Origin of the sequence: Nocardia transvalensis, assembly GCF_015477765.1 — a bacterium.
Taxonomy (GTDB): domain Bacteria; phylum Actinomycetota; class Actinomycetes; order Mycobacteriales; family Mycobacteriaceae; genus Nocardia; species Nocardia transvalensis_A.
On the sequence record NZ_JADLQQ010000009.1, the window covers coordinates 49,940 to 70,090 of the forward strand.

Below are 20,151 nucleotides of genomic sequence, written 5' to 3' on the forward strand. Positions count from 1 at the left end.
ATCGCTATCGTGCATCGCGGGCGCAAGCCCCTGTTGCCGAGGGGATTTCATGAAGTCGATTGTCGATTGGCTGGTGGAGCCGAATCCCGACGGAGCGCTCAGACTGTACGAGGGGCGGCAGTGGGTGCCGACCGGCTATCCGTCACTGGCGCGTGAGGCGCTCGGGGCAGCTACTCTGATGCGGGGCACGGGGATTCGCAAGGGCGATCGGGTGGCGATAATCCTGCCCACCGGCCTGGATTTCGTTCGCTACTTCTACGGAATGCTTGCCATGGGGGCGATTCCGACGGTCATCGCTCCGCCGGGCCTGCACGGTACCGCGAATTATCCGGAACATGTGGCGGCGCTGCTGCGCGTCCTCGACCCCCGGGCCGTGGTCGCCGAGGCCTCGACCTTTGCCGTCCTGCCCGATTGGCCGAGTTGGTCGAGGCGGGAACCGGTGCGGCTCGATACGTCCGAGGCCGTGGCGGACGGTACCGACGCCACCATCGATCCCGCTCTGGGCGAGGACATCTCGATCATCCAGTTCACCTCGGGCTCGATGAGCTCGCCGAATGCGGTGCGGCTGAGCGCCGATGCGGTCATCGCTCATATCGAGATGATGAGGTTGGCGTTCCGCATCGGGCTGGACGAATACCGCGACTCGTGGGGTTCGTGGTTGCCGATGCACCACGACATGGGTCTGATCGGTACCCTCGTGGCGCCGGTCGCGCACGGCAGGAACCTCTGGCTGTTGCGGCCCGAGCAGTTCGTCCGGCGGCCCCTGCTGTGGCTGGAGATGTTCGGTCGGCACGGCGTGAACCACTCGGGCTCACCGAATTTCGCGCTGGAGCGGGTCGTGCGGCTGGTGCGGCCGAACGACCTGACGGGCATGGACTTCTCGACCTGGCGCACGCTGTCCATCGGATCGGACCGGATCAATCTCGGTGTGCTGCGGGCCCTGTACGAACTGCTGGCGCCCTTCGGGCTGCGCCCGCAGACCCTGATGCCGGGTTACGGCATGGCCGAGGCCACCGTCGGCGTATCCACCTCCGGCCCCGAGGAGACGCCGCACGCGCTGCTGGTGGACGGAACGAAGCTGCGCCACGGAGGCGAAGTCTCGGTGCTGGCGCGGGAGACGTTGGACAGCGCGATCGCGGCGGGCCCGGATGAGGTGCGGGTGGTCGGCTGCGGCGCGCCGCTGCCGGGTGCTCGCATCCTGGTGGCCGACGAGAACGGCGAGCTGCTACCGGACCGCCGGATCGGCGAACTCGTTGTCGAATCACCCGCGATGTTCAGTGGATACCTGCGAGACGAGACACCCGCCCGGCCTGCCGACGGCCGCCGTCGGCACTACACCGGCGATCTCGGCTTCCTGTGTGACGGTCAGGTGTACGTGCTGGGGCGGATGGGCAATTCGGTGAAGATCAACGGCAACATCCTCACCGCCGAGGATGTCGAGATCGCGGTGGCGGATCGCCTGGATCTGCCCCACGACAAGGTGATCGCGATCCTGCGAGATCTCGACGAACCCGGTGCGGCGGCCGCGCTGCTGATCTTCCATCAGAGCGTGCCACCGGAACGGGTGGAGGCGGCATTGGCCGCACTGAACCGCCTGGGGCTGCCGTCCGATCGAGCCGCGCTGGCCGTGATGCCCCCGCGAGGGGTGCCGCGGACCACCAGCGGCAAACCCAGGCGGGTCGAGCTGTGGCGGCTGCTGGAAACCGGTGCCATCACCGCAAAGGTGTGCCATCTCGGCGCTCGCTCGCCGCTGCGGGAGTCCTGGGATGGCGGCGGCCCGGAGGCGAGAACGGTTGGGCACCAAGGGATTACACCTCGAACCCCGGCGTGACAGGGGCGCTGCGGGACCGCCGGTCGAGTTCTTGATGGGCAGTCGGGTAGAGGAGCTCCGACGGGGCTCAGCAGAGCTCCTCTCCCGCGCCCCCCGCGCGTCCCCCCTCGGCCGCACCGACGATGCGTCTGGGCGGACCGTCATATGCAGCGGCGCACCCCTCGACCGCAGCTGTGAGGTGGCTGGTCTCCGGCGCCCGGCTCGAGACCAATCGGCTGAGCACTGTTCAAGTTACGAGCAGACAGGCGGACGCGTCTACGGCCTACGGCCGCCGTACGCTGTGAATTCCCAGGTCAGCGGCCTACGAAGATTTTTCCGGACCGGAACTATTGCATCCCGGAACGACGAGCGTGGAGAGATATGCCGCGGCGGACTCGGTTTCGCTGGTGCCGAGGCGCTGGTAGATCGCCAGCGCCTCCTTCAACTCGATCTTTGCGGTCATCCGGTCGCCGAGGCGTGCCCGGCACCGGGCAGATCCGTCCAGCGCCCGAGCCTGCTGCAGCAAATCGTCTATGCGGCGTGCAAGACGTAGCGCGTCACCGTAGATCTCCAAGGCTTGCTGGGGATCCCCGGATTCGGCCGACAGCGCACCCAGCCGGTTGAGCGCCTCGACCTCGCCGTAGCGATGGCCGATTTCCCGCGAGATCGCCAACGCTCGCCACAACAGATCGTCGGCGGCCGGGTGGTCTCCGGTCAGGCAGTACACCCAACCGAGGTTGCTCAACGCCTCGGCCTCACCGAGCCGGTTGCCGGTCTCCTCGTAGATCGCCAGCGCGTGCCGGATCAGATCGGCCGCCTGCGTGTACTCCCCGGTCAGATATCGCACCCTGCCCAGGTTGTTGAGGGCGGAGGCTTCACCCGCACTGTTGCCGATGTCGTGGTAGATCTCGGCGGACAGTTCCATCACCTCGGCTGCGGCGTCATAGCCGCCGGTCAGCATCCGCACCCACCCCATGTTGTTGAGAACGAAGGCCTCACTCGAACGGTTGCCGGAGTCGCGGCAGATCGCCAGCGCCCGCTCCATCAGCTCGTATCCGGTCGGGTAGTCACCGGAGGAGTGATACACCCAGGCCTCTCCCATGAGGGCATAGGCCTCGTCGGACGGGCGGCCCGTCTCGTGGTACAGAATCGCCGCCTGCCGCAACGCATCCGCTGCGGCCGAATAATCGCCGATCAGGCACCGCACCCAGCCCAGATTCTGGAGCGCGCCGGCCGCACCGTAGCGGTTGCCGACCTCGGTGAAGATGGTCAGCGCCCGCTGTGCCAGATCGATCGCGGCCGCGTAGTCGCCCATCAGATGGCGCACCCAGGACAGGCCCTTGAGAGTGAACCCCTCGGCGGCCCGGTCGCCGATCTCGTCACAGATCGCCCGCACCTGTTCCAGCACATCGGCAGCTACCGCAAAGTCACCGGCCAGATACCGAACCCGGGACAGGGTTCGCAGGGCGGAGATTCGGTCGGCCGGATCATCGATCTCGCCGTGGCGCGTGATGACCCGCTGCAGCAGTTCGGCCGCGGTCGAATAGTCATCGGTGAGATATCCCGCCGAACCGAGATCCCGCAGCGGGAATTCTCCGGCGGTGCGGTCGTTGATCGTGTCCGCGGCGACCGCCGCGCGTTGATGAAACTCGACGGCGTTCTGCCATGGGCCGTGCAGGCGCAGCTCGTCGGCGAGCGCGTTGGTCAGTGCAACCGCATGAGACAGCTGGTCGTTCGACGCGGCGTATTCCAGACAGGCCAACAGATTCGCGCGCTCGATCCGCATCCACGCCAGGGCCGAGGCATAGGTGGACAGGTCCGGTGCCGGCCCGGACGGGGAGTCGGACGACGATTGGGCGGCGCGGTGCGGGCGTACGGCAATGCCGGCGGTGGTCTCGTAGTAGCCGAGCAGCCGGTCGACGGCTCGGGCGCGGTCGTCGGGCGGGTCCTCGTGGGCCACCGTGCGTGCGTACTCGCGCACCAGATCGTGGAAACCGTAACGGCCGGGCGCGGTTTCGTCGATCAGGTGCTCGGTGTACAGGGCCTCGAGGTCGCGACGAGCCGCGTCGACCGGAATGTCGTTCAGGGCGGCCACGGCATAGGCGTCGAAGGCGGTGCCAGGGTGCAGACCCAATCGGCGGAACAACTGTTGCCGCTCCGGCGGCAGCGCGTCGTAGGACATGCCGAAGGAGGCGCGGACCGCGCGCTGGCCGACATCGAGCTCGCCGAGCCGGTCCTGGGCCGTCGCGAACTGGGCGGCCAGGTCGGCGATGGTCCACGCGGGGTGGTGGGCCAGGCGGCCGGCCAGCAGCACGATCGCCAGGGGGAGGTACCCGCACAGCCGGACGATCTCGGCGACCGCCGCGGCCTCGCTGCCGGTCGGAGTGCGTTGTGCGAGACGGCAGAACAGGGCCGCGGCGTTGTCGGGTTCCAACATGTCCAGCGGTAGCGGCAGAGCGCCGTCGAGGGCGACCAGGCGGCGGCGACTCGTGATCAACGTCAGGCACTCGGGCCCGGCCGGGAGCAACGGTTCGATCTGGGCGAGATCGCGGGCGTCGTCGAGCACCAGCAACACCCGCTTATCGGCGACACGGTCTCGCCACAGATCTCGGCGCCCGTCGAGTGAGTTGGGAATATGGCCGGGACCGATGCCGAGATCGGTGAGCAGCCTGGCCAGCACGTCGAAGGGATCGGCCGCGGCCTGCCCGGGGGTGTAGGCGTTCAATTCGACGAAGAAGCGGCCATCGGGGAACCGGTCGGACAACAGGTGCGCCGCGCGGGTGACCAGCGCGGTCTTGCCGACGCCGGGCATGCCGTCGACCGTGTGAATGGACACGACCCGGCCCGGCGTCGCCGCATCGAGGATGCGTCGCAACTCGGCGTCGCGGCCCACGAACGTGTGGGTGTCGCGTCGCAGCGCGGTCGTCACCGTCGGCCGGGGCGCGGCCGCGGCGGCACCGACCGTGCCATGGCGGCCGGTTCTGGTCGGCAGGGCCTGCAGTCGTGCCGAATCCACTTCCGTGCGGGCAGCTTTCCACAGGTGGCGCCACATTTCGAGGTCCGCCAGGTCCCGGGGCAGGGGGGTGGGCCCGGCCTCGGCCGATTCGATCAGCGTGAGAAGCACCGGCACGAGAGGTTCGAATCGCGCCGGCACATTGCGGCCTGCCCGCCAATCGCTGATCCGCTGCAGCGACACACCGCGACGGGAGCCTCTGGGGTTGGCGGCCCGCATTCGGGCCGCCGCCGCTGCCGCAATGCGCTCCAGCGTCGGATTACCGGCGGCGGCGCACAGCGTTGCGAGTTTGGTGGCGAACAGAGCCCGCGCCGAGTTACGGTCGCCGCGAGATCCAGACGTCGCGGCAACCGTCTCGGCCGACATCCCGGAGAACCTTGACGACACAGGCGTCCCTATCACGGTCATTGCTGTTCATGAACCACTCTGCCCCTGACTGGTTCGTCCGGCAACCTGCAAGAGGGCTTGGTAATGCTTCAGGGCCTCCCGGACGGCCACCAGTTCCATCGGCCCAACAACTTCATCACCGCGGGCACGATGACGATCCGTACCAGCGTCGCGTCGAGTGCGACGGCGACGGCCAGGCCGATACCCATTTGCTGCATGATCATGTTTCCGGCCAGCCCGAACGCCCCGAACACGACGATCATGAGGATGGCGGCGCCGGTGATGAGCGGTGCGGTGCGGGCCATACCTCGCGCCACGGCGAGCTGATTGTCCCCGCTCGCCAGGTATTCCTCACGGACCCGGTTCAACAGGAACACCTCGTAATCGGTACTCAAGCCGATGATCATGGCCAGGACCAGCGGTGGGACGAAGGAGACCAGATAACCGGAGTGGTCGAACACCCCGTCGTGCAGCCACCCGTACTGGAAGATCATCACCAGCACGCCGAATATCGCTCCCACCGAAAGCAGGTTCATCGCAATCGCTTTCAGCGGCAGGAACACCGAACGGAACGACAACAACAGCACGATGTACACCGCGGCCAGCATCAGAACGAGCACCAGTACCAGCTTGTCCGCGATCACCTGGTTCACGTCCTCCGCGCGGGAGGTCTGACCACCCACGTCGGCCGTCAGCGGTGGCGGCAGCTGCCCAGCCCGGTCGACGACCTTGCCCAGCAGCTCCCGCGTCGCCGGATCGGCGGGAGGCTGTGCGGTGACGATCTCGGCGACGAACAGGTGCCCGTCGGCGGGGACGAAGTACCGCACACCCTGTTGCGCGTCGGACGGCAGCCGATCGAACGCCGCCGGTTGCAGGGCGGCGAACGGATTCGTCGGCGAGACCTGCCGCAGCACCGTCATCGCCGAGTTCACCGTCTGCACGTTCGGCAGTGCCGCGACATCGTCGACGAAGCGGGTCAGCTCGTCCGCCACGACCGGATCGGCCAGCGGCGCCGGGGTGCTGACGACGACCTGGATCGGCAGCGTGGCGCCCGGCCCGAATTGGTCGGCGGCGTACTCGAAGCCGGTACGTACCGGTGACGATGCCGGCAGCATGCGCGGGTCCGGCACCGACAACGACATGTTCAGCGCCGGAATCGCGAGCAGCACGAGAACGGCGGCCCCCGCGGTCAAGGAGATCACCGGCCGCCGCATCACGCCCAGCGCGGTCCGATACCAGCGGTTCTCGGCCAGTTCGGCGTCGGAGGCCGATTCCGTGCCGCCGAGCCGGGCGGGCAACCGCACGGCGCCCCGGTTGATCCGGTCGCCGAGCAGGTGGAGCAGCACCGGCATGAGCACGATGCAGACCAGCACCCCGAGCGCCACCACCAGTGCGGCACCCGCGGCGATCGACACGATCGCATTCAACGGCACCACGTACAGCGCCGTCGCGCCGACGACGATCGTCACGCCCGAGACGATGACGGTATGTCCCGCCGTGGCCAGGGTGATGGGGACGGCCGTGCGCACCGGCTGCCCGGCGGCGAGTTCCTCCTTGAAGCGTTTGATCATGATCAGCGAGTAGTCCACCCCGACGCCGATCCCGAGCATGAGCACGACGTTCTGGACGAAGATGGACAACTCGACGTGCCGGGCGACGGCACCGACGATGCCGAGGCCGAAGATGACGACGGTCAACGTGGCAGCCATCGCGGCGCAGACGGCGACCACACTCCGAAACAGCAACAGCAGCACGAGCGCGACGAGCGGAAGGGCGATCGCCTCGGCGCGGATCATGCTGATCGCCGAGTCTTCGTTGATCGCGCCCTGGTAGGCCTGCACATTCACCAGCGAGACATCGAGTCCGCGAGATTCGAAGCGATCGACCAGATCCTTTTGTATCGCGGGCAGAACCTTGGTCGCCTCGTCATCGCCGAGCCCGGATCCGATGGAGGTCACCACCGTCGCGCGGTCCTTGCCGAGGAAGGCTCCCCTGGCCAGCGGTGACAGCGTGCTCCATCCGAAACTGCTCTGTACGCGCAGCCGGGGATCGGAGCGCACCTGTTCGAAGGCCTCGCGAGTGCGCTGGTCGAATGCGGGGGAATCAGCGGTGTTCTCGCGATCGTGGACCACGAGTACGGCCGTGGTCGCCCCGCGTCCGTGCAACCCCTCGGCCAGGAGTTCGCGCACCGCGACCGTTCCCGACCCGGCGACGTCCCAGCCACCGCTGCGCAATGTTCCGGTGACCGAAGCCGCGCTCACCGCACCGATGCCGAGCAGGAGCACCCAGACCACCAGGATCCGCCATCTGTGGCGCTCGGCGAAGTTCGACACCGCCGTCGGCCAGCCCGATCGACCGAAGCCGGGGGAAGGTCCGCCGCCCTCGGAATCGTGCGCCGCGGGTGCGGTGCCGGGCCGACCCGGCATCAGGCGTTTCCGGGCGCGATGGTGTCCGATGACAACAGCGCGATCACCAGATCGACGGCGTCGCCGATGGTGCGCACGTCGACCAGCTCCTCAGGGTTGACGGTCCGCCCCAGATGGCCTTCGAGCAGCTCGATGAGGTCGACGAAGTCGATGGAGGTCATACCGAGATCGTCTCGCAGATCGATCTGCTCGTCGCTCAGTTCCTCCTGGGGGATCTCGAGAGTTTCGCTGAGCATCGCCACGACCCGCTCGCGAATGAGATTGCGATCCATGATTCCTCCTCGGTCTTCGCCACGCGGCTGTCATCCTCCTCGGTCGGCGCGGGCGGCGGTGGGGTAATCATCACGCCTGCTGCTCGGCAGCACACCGGCCACAGCCAGTGCACGGCTGGACAATTCGTCACTCTGCCAGCTGAGGGCCGACAGCGGGCTCAGTCCGTCGCCCTCGTTGTTATGGCCGAGGATCACCGAATACAGGTCGATGGTCTCGGGACGAGGCAGACGGGCGACATCGATGTCGTCGAACGACAACACGTGACGGTGGCGCAGGGTGAGCGGACCCACCGACCGTTCCCACTCGGGCCCGGTGAAGGTCAGCACGCCGGTCTGGGTGCCGACCGCCGACAGGCGGTGGCTCTCGCGGTAGGTGCGGATCACCGAATGCGACCCGTTGACGAATCGGAAGATGCTCAGGTTGTGCCGGAACGGCGAGCCGTCGACCACGACCTGCTGGATCAGCGTCGGCACGATGTCCGGTGTCAAGGCGGCGGATCCGTCGCCGACGAAGGCCAGGACGTTCGTGTTCCGCCGGGTGAGCACGCCGGGCAGCGCCTGCACACCGTCGCCCATCAGCGCCCGGCCGAACCATGCCGAATAGCCGACTCCGGTCCTCGGCAGATTGCTGATGGTCGACAACCCGGTGCGGCCGACGTCGTAGACCCCGACGTAGGTGTAGCCGTCCTCCTCGATGAGCCGGGTGAGTTCGGCGCGGAATCGGCGCGCGAAGTAGTTGGTCGTCATCGGCCGAATCGGCAGCAGCCCGATGACATCCGAGCGCGAGTCGATGGTGGAGTCGATGGCCCTGCGGCGCATGGTGAGCACCGCCGGGTCCACCTCGAGCCGGTCCAAGGCGGCGAGCAGCACCTTCTCGACGTGCCCGGTCACGACGATCCGCGCGAACGGCGCCCGATCGCGGTCGTCCGAAATGATCTGCGCGGGGGCGATCCGGCGCAGCGTGGGCTCGGAGAACGGGGTGTCGAGCTCGGGGATCGGGGTCTCGACGAACAGCAGGGCCTGTTCACTCGCCGGTCGCACGCGGCCGTCGGAATGCAGGTAGGCGTGGACTCGCGCGGAGGAGCCGTACAAGCTCATGGTGCCGAGGAATTCGCGGACCGGAGCGCCACGATGATAGGCGCCGACCGCACCCGGCCGGGCCAGCGAATCGGCCAGTGCGATACCGGCGTTCGCGGCGAGGGTGTAGAGGAGATCGCGTCCGGTGTCGGTCAATTCGGCCGGCTGGCACAACAGGCGCTTCGGCGCCGAATTCACCAGGCTCATCAGGTCCTCCAGCGCGGATGCGCTGATGGTGAGCCGGGACCGCGGCCGGGGGCGCTCGACCGCCGGTGCGATCTCGACCGGCCCGAGACCGCCGCCGGCCTCGAGCACGTCGCGCGACGCGAGGATCATCACCGGCCCGCGGCCGTCTCGGTAGTGCGCGAAGGCCTCGCCGAGCCCACCGGCGATGTCGGCGGCCGTGGCGAGGTGAACCACGGCGAGCCCCTTGGCCCGCAAGGCGGCACGCGAGTCCTCATGGTGGTGGATGGTGCCCTGGAACGGATACCACTGCCCCAGCCGTGAATCCGCGCAGACGATGAATCCCGGCGCCCGGGCGCGCACGAGATTGGCCAGGGTGCCGCGGAATTCGTCGTGCATGCCGCTGGTGACCACGATGAGGAACGGCGCGTGGTCCAGCGTCCAGCGGGCCAGCGCCGAGCAGGCGAGACTGTGCTCGCTGGGCCCCCGGACCACCGGATTACCATTCCGCCGCGCATGGTCGGCGAGATCGTCGATGAGCGATGCGACAACCGACCCGGTGAAGTAGTGCAATCCCCACTCGGTGCCCGCCTCGTTGTCCAGGAACTCCGCCAGGGCACCGCCCACCGCGCTCGGACCGAGGTCCGGCCGGAACCTCTTGGTGCGGTGGGCTTGCACGGAATCGACGACGGCACACGCGATATCGGCGACGATGATCCACTCGTGTTCCGGCGGCCACCGGGGTGTGAAGCACTCCAGCGACACGAACGGGTCGAGGTGAGGTTCCGTGTAGACCTGAACGGAGCTCGGGGACACCTCGAACTCGATCGAGGCGGGCAGCACGGCGGCCAGCTCGGTCAGCTGGTCCTGGAGCACACCGGGACTGGTGACTGGATAGCGATAATCGCGGTGGTCCACGATGAGCAATGTCAGCACGGCCGAATCCGCGCCGAGGACCGCGCTGATCGCCGCCGGAAGCTGTGCGAGCGAGGGTGCCTCGACGAGCAGGAACACATCGTCCGGAGTCGCCCGGCCGAGAAATCGGCGGGCCCGCGTGAGTACTTCCAGATAGTCGCTGTTATCCGGCTGGGCCGCGGGTGGCCTGGTCGCCCGCGAATTTCGCTCTCCGGCCAGGTCGACCACTGCCCGCGCGGCGGCACTCCCGACTTTTTCCTCGTCGCTCACCACGACGACGAGCCGGTTCCGGTGCCCGCTCCCTGCCGACTGCCCCACCGGTACGAGTCAACCAGCCGGATCGAGATCAAGTCAAAAGGACCGTCCCGCTGGACATCTCGCGGCTGTCTAGGGCCGTTCACAGCGAATGACCGGAGAAAGATAACCGTCCGATAGCAACGACAGCGGGCGCCTGTCACAGGCTCCCCTCGGCCTTCTGATCCGGTCGAATCCCGTATTTGCCCAAGGGTGACGGGATGGATCCTCGGACACCGTGGACATGAAAATTCGAAAATAGGCAACACGGTAGAAAACTTGCTTTCAAGATCGTTGCAGAACGGCGTGGGTTATCCGGGCCCGAAAACAGTTGGGCTCAAACACCCCGAGTTCGCCTCCGCACCCTACTAACCTAGGGGCTAGGGGCTGATCAGTGATGACTCTCGGGGCTCGAAGTAGTCGTCTCGCAAGGTGGCACCCATGGTCACCGCCTGCGCGACATGGCTCGCTGTCGGCTGGGATGACCGACGAATCGCCGCCCCAATTCCTCGAGCACGGGACCTGCCAGCACCTATTGCGAGAACTCGAATCCGGGGGGCGAACTTCATCGAGAGGGCCGACACATGACCAGCCTGACGGATATCTCAGCATCGGAGTCGGAGTTCGTGCGACGCGTAGCGGCCACGGACCGGTCGAAGCGGTACGGGCTGTGCCTGGATCTGGTGCTGGCCGAGACGGCCGCCGTACTCGGCTGTGAGCCGAGTGAGGTGCTGCCGGACCGGACGTACCGTGATTATGGATTCAGCTCCTTGGCGGGCCTGACCCTGACCGAGCAATTGGCCGCCACCTGCGGTTTCGATCTGCCGCTGACCATGCTGTTCGATCATCCGAGTCCCGCCGCGGTGGCCGACTACCTGCTCCGCAGCATCGAGTCGAACCTGGAGACCGCTGCGGAATCGCCTGCGGCAGAGCCGGTGCCACCTGCTCCGGTCATCTCGGAGACGGATATCGCGGTGGTCGGAATGGCCTGTCGCTACCCGGGCGGGGTGGGGTCGCCGGAGCAGTTGTGGGAGCTGGTCGCCGCGGAGCGGGACGCCGTCGGCGACTTCCCGAGCGACCGCGGCTGGGACCTGGCGCAGCTGTTTCACCCCGATCCGGACCACCTCGGCACGAGCTATACCCGCTCCGGTGGATTCCTTTCCGGGATGGCGGATTTCGATGCGCAGTTCTTCGGGATCGGCCCGCAGGATGCGGTGGCAATGGATCCCCAGCAGCGGCTGCCGCTCGAGGGAACATGGGAGCTGCTCGAGCACGCGGGAATCGACCCGACAAGCCTGCGTGGCAGTGCGACCGGAATATTCCTCGGCGCCTGTAGCGGTGATTACGGCTACCTCACCCGGTCGCCGTCGGCCGGGCTCGAGGGCCGGTGGGGTCTGGGAATGACGGGCAGCGTGGTGTCGGGGCGGATCGCGTACGCGTTCGGTTTCGTGGGTCCGGCGTTGACGGTGGATACGGCGTGTTCTTCGTCGTTGGTGGCGGTGCATTTGGCGATGCAGTCGTTGCGGCGCGGTGAGAGCGATCTGGCGGTCGCCGGGGGAGTCACGGTGATGACGACACCGAGCGCATTCGTGGAGTTCAGCAGGCTACGGGCGCTGGCGCCGGATGGGCGGTGTAAGTCGTTTGCTGAGGGTGCGGATGGGACGGGGTGGTCGGAGGGTTTGGGTTTGGTGTTGTTGGAGCGGTTGGGTGATGCGCGGCGGAATGGTCATCGTGTTTTGGGGGTGTTGCGGGGTTCGGCGGTGAATTCGGATGGGTCGAGTAATGGTTTGACTGCGCCGAGTGGTCCGTCTCAGGAGCGGGTGATTCGGGCGGCTTTGGCGGATGCGGGGTTGGGTGTGGGTGATGTGGATGCGGTGGAGGCGCACGGTACCGGAACGACGTTGGGTGATCCGATCGAAGCCAACGCCCTGCTCACCACCTACGGCCGCGAGCGTCCGGCCGACCGCCCGCTGTGGTTGGGTTCGCTGAAGTCGAATATCGGGCACACGTCGGGCGCCGCCGGTGTCGGCGGTCTGATCAAGGTCATTATGGCCATGCGGCACGGCATGCTTCCGAAGACGCTGCACGTCGACGCCCCGACCAGCAAGGTGGATTGGGGCAGTGGTGCGGTCTCGCTGCTCACCGAGCCGCGGCCGTGGCCGCCGGACCCGGGCGGACGGCCGCGTCGGGCCGGGGTATCCGCCTTCGGCGTCAGTGGCACCAATGCGCACGTCATCGTCGAAGAACCACCGCGGCAACCGGATTCGGCGACGGGGAAGCGGCCTGCCGACGTTCCGGTGGTATGGACTCTGTCCGCGCGAACCGAACAGGCCCTGGCCGCGCAGGCCCGGCAGCTGCGTACGTGGCTGGATGCGCATCCAGGCCATGATCCGGCCGATATCGCTTACAGTTTGGCCACTGCGCGAGCGCATCTGGAGCACCGCGCGGCGCTCATCGGGACCGGTCGGGCCGAATTGCGCACCGCCCTGGATGCTTTCGCCGAGGGTGGTGCCGCCGCCTCCGTGACCACCGGCCGTATCCGCCCGCAGAGGCGCTCCACACTGGCGGTGATGTTTCCCGGGCAGGGCACGCAGTACCGGGGGATGGGTGCCGAACTGTCCCGGCTGTACCCGGTTTTCGCAACCGCGTATCGGGAGATCTGCGCCGAATTCGACCGCCATCTGGATCATCCGCTCGAAGCGGTCATCGCGGGTGCGGACACACCGGAGTTGCTCGATCAGACCGGTTACACCCAGCCGGCGCTGTTCGCGGTGGAGGTCGCGCTGTATCGGCTCATCGAATCCTTCGGGATCCGACCGTCGTATCTGATCGGGCATTCCATCGGGGAACTGGTGGCCGCGCACGTGTCCGGCGTTCTGGACCTGCCCGATGCGTGCCTGCTCGTGGCCTCACGGGCCCGGCTCATGCAGGCCTTGCCGCCGATCGGGGCGATGGTCGCGGTGGCGGCGTCCGAGGAGGAGATCCGCGCGGATCTCACCGGCTCGGACAGTCGGATTGCCGTGGCCGTCGTGAACGGCCCTGCGGCGGTGGTTCTTTCGGGCCCATACGACGAGATCGTCGCCCTCGAAACACGGTGGGCGGAGCGGGGCAGACGCACCAAACGGCTCAATATCAGCAATGCCTTCCATTCGCCGTTCGTGGATCCGATGCTCGCCGAGTTCGCCGACATCGCGGCGAAGGTCCGTGCCGACACACCGCGTATCCCCATCGTGTCGAATGTGACGGGCGCACCGACCCGGGAATTCGGCACCCCCGAGTACTGGGTGCGCCACGTCCGCGGCACGGTACGGTTCGGTGCCGGTATCGCCTGGCTCGCCGACGCCAGGGTCGACACCTTCATGGAGGTCGGGCCGGGTAGCGCGTTGTCGGTGGTCACGGGCGACTGTCTGGCAGGGGCGGGACGCTCGGCCGTCGTGGTCCCCACCCTGCGGCGGCGCCGACCCGAGGGCGTCACGCTGCTGACCGCGCTGGCACAGGCGTACGTCGGCGGCCACCGCGTGGATTGGTCGGCGACACTGCCCGGGGACGCACGGCGGATCGACCTGCCCACGTATCCGTTCCAGCGGCAACGGTATTGGATCGACATCGAACCCGCGAACGCGATATCGGCCGCCTGCGGTGTCGCACCCGCGCCTCACCCCCTGCTGGACGGTGCGCTGGAACTGCCGGAAGAAGGCGGGTGGCTGTTCGTGGGCAGTTGGTCGCAGGCGAGGCAGCCCTGGCTGGCCGATCACACCGCGTACGGGAACACGATCGTCGCGGGCGCGACGGTGGCCGAGATGGCGGCACATCTCGGCGGCCTGTCGGGCTTTCCGGTGGTCGCCGAGCTGATGCTGGAGGCTCCGCTGCTGGTGCCGGCCGATCGGGCGGTGGCGGTGCAGGTACGCCTGAGCCCGTCCGGTTCGAGCCGACGGTCGTTCACCCTGCACTCCAACGCCGGTGACGGATGGATACGCAACGCCACGGCAACGCTGACCGCCGATTCCGGTGCGGTGGAACACCATTCGTGCTGGCCGCCGGACGACGCCGTCGCCGTCGATCTCACCGAACTGTACCCCCGGCTGGCCGAGCGCGGTCTCGGCTACGGGCCGCGGTTCCAGCGGCTGCGCGCAGCGTGGCGGCGCCCCGACGAGCTGTTCGCCAGGATCGAGCCCGAGCCCACCGACGAGCGGTCCGATGGGTTCCTGCTGCACCCCGGCACGTTCGATGCCACCCTCCACGCGGCGTTGTTGGAGAAACAGGACGACGACGACGTGGTGTGGCTGACGTTCGCGTGGTCCGGGGTACGGATCCTGCCGACGGCCCGCTCCGCGAAATCGCTGCTGGTCCGGTTGACTCCGGCCGGAACGGATGCGGTACGGATGATCGCGACCGACGAATCGGGCGAGGTCGTCGCTTCGATCGATTCGGTCATCGGCCGTCCGGTCTCGCTCACCCAGTTCGCGGCGGCGCACGGGGGAACATCGGACTCGCTGTTCTGCTGGCGCTGGAACGAAATCGAGCAGCCCGCAAGCACTTCCGTGCCGGGCGCTATCGCGGTGGTCGGTACCGCGGCGACGGTGTCCGCCTTCGACCTGCGCCGCTATCCGGACCTCGCGGGTCTGCTGTCGGATATCGATAGCGGCGCGACCGTCCCGAGTCTGGTGCTCGTCGATCCGGCCGAGGATCTCGCGGTCCACGTCGACGCGGCGGACGTGCCCGGCGAGACGGCCGCGGTCACCCATCGCACCCTGCGGCTGGTCCAACAATGGTTGGCCGACACCAGGTTCGCGGGAGCGCGCTTGGTGGTCGGCACCCGCGGTGCGGTGTCGGCCCGGGACGGCGAGGCGCCGGATCCCCGGGTCGCCGCGGTGTGGGGTCTGGTCCGCAGCGCGCAGACCGAACATCCGAATCGGTTCGCACTCGCCGACGTCGACGGGCCCATCGATGTCCACGCCGTCGGATGTGCTGTCGGCGCGGGGATATCGCAGCTCGCCGTGCGGGACGGCACGGTGCTGGTGCCGCGGCTGCGCCCGATGCGAGTACCGGGCGGACCGCCGCCGTGGCGGGGGATCGACGGCTCGGTGTTGATCACCGGTGGCACCGGCGGGCTCGGTGCCCTGGTCGCCGAGCATCTCGTTACCGAGCACGGGGTGCGCAGGCTGATCTTGGTCAGCCGCCGCGGACCGGAGGCCGACGGAGCGCGGGAACTCGCCGCCGAGTTGACCGAGTCGGGCGCCGCCGTCGAGATCGTGGCCTGCGATGTCGCCGACCGTGCCCAGGTGGCGGAGCTGATCGCGAAGGTTCGTGCCGAGCATCACCTGCGTGTGGTCGTCCATGCGGCCGGTGTCGTCTCCGACGACGCCGTCACATCGCTGACCCGGGAGCGGCACGACCAGGTGCTGCGCCCGAAGGTCGACGGGGCATGGCATCTGCACGAGCTGACGGCGGATCTGGACCTCGCGGCGTTCGTCGTCTTCTCCTCGGCGTCCGGTGTCGTCGGCACACCTGGGCAGGCGAATTACGCTGCCGCGAACGCCTTTTTGGACGCATTGGCGGCGTGGCGGCGCCATCGTGGGCTCGCCGGGGTGTCGATGGCGTGGGGATTGTGGGCACAGCCGAGCGGCATGAGCCGAGAACTGACCGCGACCGACAAGGCGCGGCTGGCCGATGTCGGCGTGCTGGAAATCCGCCGCCGGGACGGACTTCTGTTGTTCGACGCGACGGCCACCGCGACCGAACCGGTCGTGATCCCGATCCGGCTGGATACGGCCGCGCTGCGGAACCTGGGTGACGCGCTGCCGCCGGTTCTCTCGGATCTGATTCCCGCACCCGAACCCACGGCGGGCACGTTCCGTCGGCGGCTGGCGGGGTTGCCGGAGACCGAACGAGTGCCGGAGTTGCAGCGGCTGATATGTGCGGAGATCGCCACCGTGCTGCGCTACCCGTCCCCCGAGGCGATCGATCCCGAATGCGCCTTCACCGATATGGGCTTCGACTCGCTCGGTGCCATGGAATTGCGCAATCGGCTGAATGCCGGAACCGGCCTTGCCATTCCGACCACGGCGGTATTCGACTATCCCACTCCGGAGGCGATCACTCACTATCTGAACGATCAGCTGTTCGGGTCGGCGGCCGCGGAACCGGGGCACGACGCCGCCCACGGTCCCACCGCGGACGAGTTGGAGACCATGGACGCCGAGTCCCTGATCCGATTGGCGTTGACCGACGAGTGACTCGATAGGAGTTGTCTGCCATGGCCGTCGACGCCGATGGGCTGATTCGCGCGTTGCGCGCGACCATGAAGGAGAATGCGCGCCTGCGTGAAGAGAACCGGCGTGGCAGCGAACCGATCGCGGTGGTCGGAATGGCCTGTCGCTACCCGGGCGGGGTGCGCTCGCCGGAGCAGTTGTGGGAGCTTGTCGCGCAGGGGCGCGACGCCATCGGCGACTTCCCGCGCGACCGCGGCTGGGACCTGGACAATCTCTACCATCCGGATCCGGCCCACAAGGGAACCTTCTACATGCGCTCGGGCGGGTTCGTTTCGGGGATTGCCGACTTCGATCCGCGGTTCTTCGGCCTCAACCCGCGGGAGGCCTCCGCCATGGATCCGCAACAGCGATGGCTGCTGGAGGCCACCTGGGAGCTGTTCGAAAACGCCGGAATCGACCCGACGACCCTGCGCGGCAGCGCGACCGGAGTATTCACCGGATCCCTGTTTCAGGACTACACCTATATCTCGATCCAACATGCGGACGCCCTCGGCGGCCGGTGGGGTCTGGGGACCATGGGCAGCATCATGTCGGGGCGGATCGCGTACGCGTTCGGTTTCGTGGGTCCGGCGTTGACGGTGGATACGGCGTGTTCTTCGTCGTTGGTGGCGGTGCATTTGGCGATGCAGTCGTTGCGGCGCGGTGAGAGTGATCTGGCGGTCGCCGGGGGAGTCACGCTGATGTCGACACCCGCGGTGATCCTGGAGTTCAGCAGATTACGGGGACTGGCGCCGGATGGGCGGTGTAAGTCGTTTGCTGAGGGTGCGGATGGGACGGGGTGGTCGGAGGGTTTGGGTTTGGTGTTGTTGGAGCGGTTGGGTGATGCGCGGCGGAATGGTCATCGTGTTGTGGGGGTGTTGCGGGGTTCGGCGGTGAATTCGGATGGGTCGAGTAATGGTTTGACTGCGCCGAGTGGGCCGTCTCAGGAGCGGGTGATTCGGGCGGCTTTGGCGGATGCGGGGTTGGGTGTGGGTGATGTGGATGCGGTGGAGGCGCACGGTACCGGAACGACGTTGGGTGATCCGATCGAAGCCAATGTCTTGCTCACTACCTACGGCCGACACCGTTCCCCGGATCGGCCACTGTGGGTGGGCTCGGTGAAATCCAATATCGGGCACACACAGGCAGCCGCGGGCGCCGCCGGACTGATCAAGGCCATCGGGGCCCTGCGCCACAACACGCTTCCGAAGACCCTGCACGTCGACGCCCCGACCAGCAAGGTGGATTGGGGCAGTGGTGCGGTCTCGCTGCTCACCGAGCCGCGGCCGTGGCCGCCGGACCCGAGCGGACGGCCGCGTCGGGCCGGGGTCTCCTCGTTCAGCATCAGTGGCACCAACGTGCATATCATCGTCGAAGAGGCGCCTGCCGAACAGTCGGCGCGGCAACCGCATTCGTCGATGTCGGTGCGTCCTGCCGACGCTCCGGTGGTATGGACTCTGTCCGCGCGGACTGCGCAGGCCCTGGCCGCGCAGGCGCGGCAGTTGTGTACGTGGCTGGATGCGCACCCCGGTCGTGATCCGGCCGATATCGCCTATGGCTTGGCCACCGGGCGAGCGCATCTGGAGCACCGCGCGGCGCTCATCGGGACCGGTCGGGCCGAATTGCGGACTGCTCTGGACACGCTCGCCGGGCAGCCTGCGCCGACGCGGCCGGACTACCGAGACCGCATCGCCCGCGGTGTCGGCGCCAAGGGTGGTCACCGCGTCGCGTTCGTCATCGGTTCCGACGGCGCGAGATGGCATCGGGCCGCGGCCGATCTGCTCGGTGCCGCACCGGAATTCGCCCAACGATTCCGGGCCTGTGCCGAGGCCGTCGCCGCGCATGGGGGAGTAGACCTGATGGGTGTGGTGACCGCTACCCCCTCGGCGCCTCCGCCCGACCGCGGAGATGTCGTCCAGCAGGGGTTGTTCTCCCTCGCTGTCGCGTCGGCCGCAGTGTGGTGGGCATATCTTCCCGGACGGCATCCCGTCGTGGGCGCCGGTGCGGGCGCGGTCGCCGCCAGGGTGCTCGAGGGGACTCTCACGCTGGAAGAGGCTGCGCGGGAGGTGGTCTCGGGCGAGGGGCCGACATCCGACCCGGATCGAATCGCCGCATTGGTGGATTCCGGCTACGGCACCTTCATCGAGCTCGGCCCACGGCCCGCGGCGCCCGGCGGAATCATCCGGATGCTCACCGAAACCGATGGCCCCGGTAGGGCGGTTGTGATCGCTGGTTTCGCACCGTTCGACCACGACGGAGCGCAGGACATCACGACAGCCGTCGCCGCGGCGTACGCCTGCGGAGCCAGAGTAAATTGGCATCGGATATTCCCGGCACGGCAAGCGAATCCCCCTATCGACCTGCCCACGTATCCTTTTCAGCGCCGCCGCTTCTGGTTGGGCCCAACGGACTCCGTGCGCTCACCGCGCCCGCAAACCCCGCATCCCGTCGTCGGATCCGAGGGCGGCACCCTGACCGGACTCGTGCGGCGGGCCGACGCGGCAGGCGATCTTCCCGGCGCCGTCGCGATGCTGGTCGCCGCGGCCCGGTATCAGCCAACATTCGATTCGATCGCTCGGATCTCGCCGCTGCGATCCGCCGTGCCCGTCTCCAGCGGAGCGGCTCCCATGTTGATCTTCGTGCCGTCGTTTCTGGCCGGGTCGGGGCCGCACCAGTTCACTCGTCTCGCCATGGCATTCACCGACCGACCCACGGCCTTCGCCCTGAAACTCCCGGGGTTCGAACCCGGTTCGCCGCAGCCGGTCTCCTGGCAGGTGGCAATCGAAGCGATCGCCGACAGCATCCGTACGATCTGCCGCGACACTCCCTTCGTCCTCCTCGGGCATTCGACCGGTGGCATCCTCGCGCACTCGGTGGCCGCACATCTCGAGCAGACCGGTCCGGCGCCGGCCCGCCTGGTCATGATCGACACGTTCGATCCCGGCCCCGGCAATGAACCCGATACCCTCCTCTGGGCGATGCACCAGGTCCTGGCCCACACCCCCGACGGTGTCGTCACCGATGACAACCTCCTGGCCATGGCCAACTACGTACGCCTATCCGAGGAATGGAAACCTCCGTCGATCACCACCCCAACCCTGGCGCTGCGGGCCTCTGTCCCCATCACCCCCGCCCCTCCGCACCCGCGCGGGTATGCCGCCGACCACGAAATGGACGTGGCCGCCGACCACTTCTCCATCCTGGAGGAACACGCCGACCGCACCGCCCGCGCGATCGAAGCATGGCTCCGAAGCATCAGATGAATGGTTCTCACAGGCTCCAATAGCCAGAGAAAAGCTGTGTCCCCCCTTCATCTGGTAGGCGGATCGGCATCAGATGTTTGCTGGAGGTCCTGCGCTGGAGGAGCCGACGGTTCGCTGAAGTCGGCCTGCCGATAGCATCCGCCGTTGACATCGGAGAATGCCGGATGTCACACTATGGGCCGGGGCGGCGCTTTGGCTTCAGAAGCCTTCTAATCCTAAAGGCGAATGTTTCAATTGCGGTGCGCTGTGCCCCCTCTGCC

Annotated in this window: 7 protein-coding genes; 3 read left to right on the forward strand and 4 right to left on the reverse strand. The window is 67.7% G+C overall.

Annotation, left to right across the window (positions count from 1 at the left end):
* Positions 1-49: 49 nt before the first annotated feature.
* Complete coding sequence (locus IU452_RS25890; RefSeq protein WP_195111782.1) at positions 50-1,831, forward strand: AMP-binding protein; 1,782 nt, start codon at positions 50-52, stop codon at positions 1,829-1,831.
* A gap of 301 nt (positions 1,832-2,132) precedes the next feature.
* Here IU452_RS25890 and IU452_RS25895 read toward each other — a convergent pair whose 3' ends face one another.
* From IU452_RS25895 to IU452_RS25910, 4 genes are all read right to left on the reverse strand, one after another.
* Entirely contained in the window at positions 2,133-5,189 is a 3,057-nt protein-coding gene (locus tag IU452_RS25895) for a tetratricopeptide repeat protein (RefSeq protein WP_195111783.1), read from the reverse strand.
* A 110-nt stretch (positions 5,190-5,299) separates the two neighbouring features.
* Complete coding sequence (locus tag IU452_RS25900; protein ID WP_195111784.1) at positions 5,300-7,636, reverse strand: MMPL family transporter; 2,337 nt, start codon at positions 7,634-7,636, stop codon at positions 5,300-5,302.
* Positions 7,636-7,908, reverse strand: coding sequence for an acyl carrier protein (locus IU452_RS25905; RefSeq protein ID WP_195111785.1), 273 nt, complete (start codon positions 7,906-7,908; stop codon positions 7,636-7,638). The genes IU452_RS25900 and IU452_RS25905 overlap by 1 nt, the downstream gene beginning before the upstream one ends.
* A 30-nt stretch (positions 7,909-7,938) precedes the next feature.
* On the reverse strand, positions 7,939-10,401 hold the full coding sequence (locus tag IU452_RS25910; RefSeq protein ID WP_195111786.1) for a hypothetical protein: 2,463 nt from the start codon (positions 10,399-10,401) through the stop codon (positions 7,939-7,941).
* A gap of 560 nt (positions 10,402-10,961) precedes the next feature.
* Here IU452_RS25910 and IU452_RS25915 point away from each other — a divergent pair.
* Positions 10,962-16,613, forward strand: coding sequence for a type I polyketide synthase (locus IU452_RS25915; protein ID WP_195111787.1), 5,652 nt, complete (start codon positions 10,962-10,964; stop codon positions 16,611-16,613).
* Between the two features lie 20 nt (positions 16,614-16,633).
* Positions 16,634-19,891, forward strand: a complete 3,258-nt coding sequence (locus tag IU452_RS25920) for a type I polyketide synthase (protein ID WP_195111788.1) — start codon at positions 16,634-16,636, stop codon at positions 19,889-19,891.
* Positions 19,892-20,151: the final 260 nt, after the last annotated feature.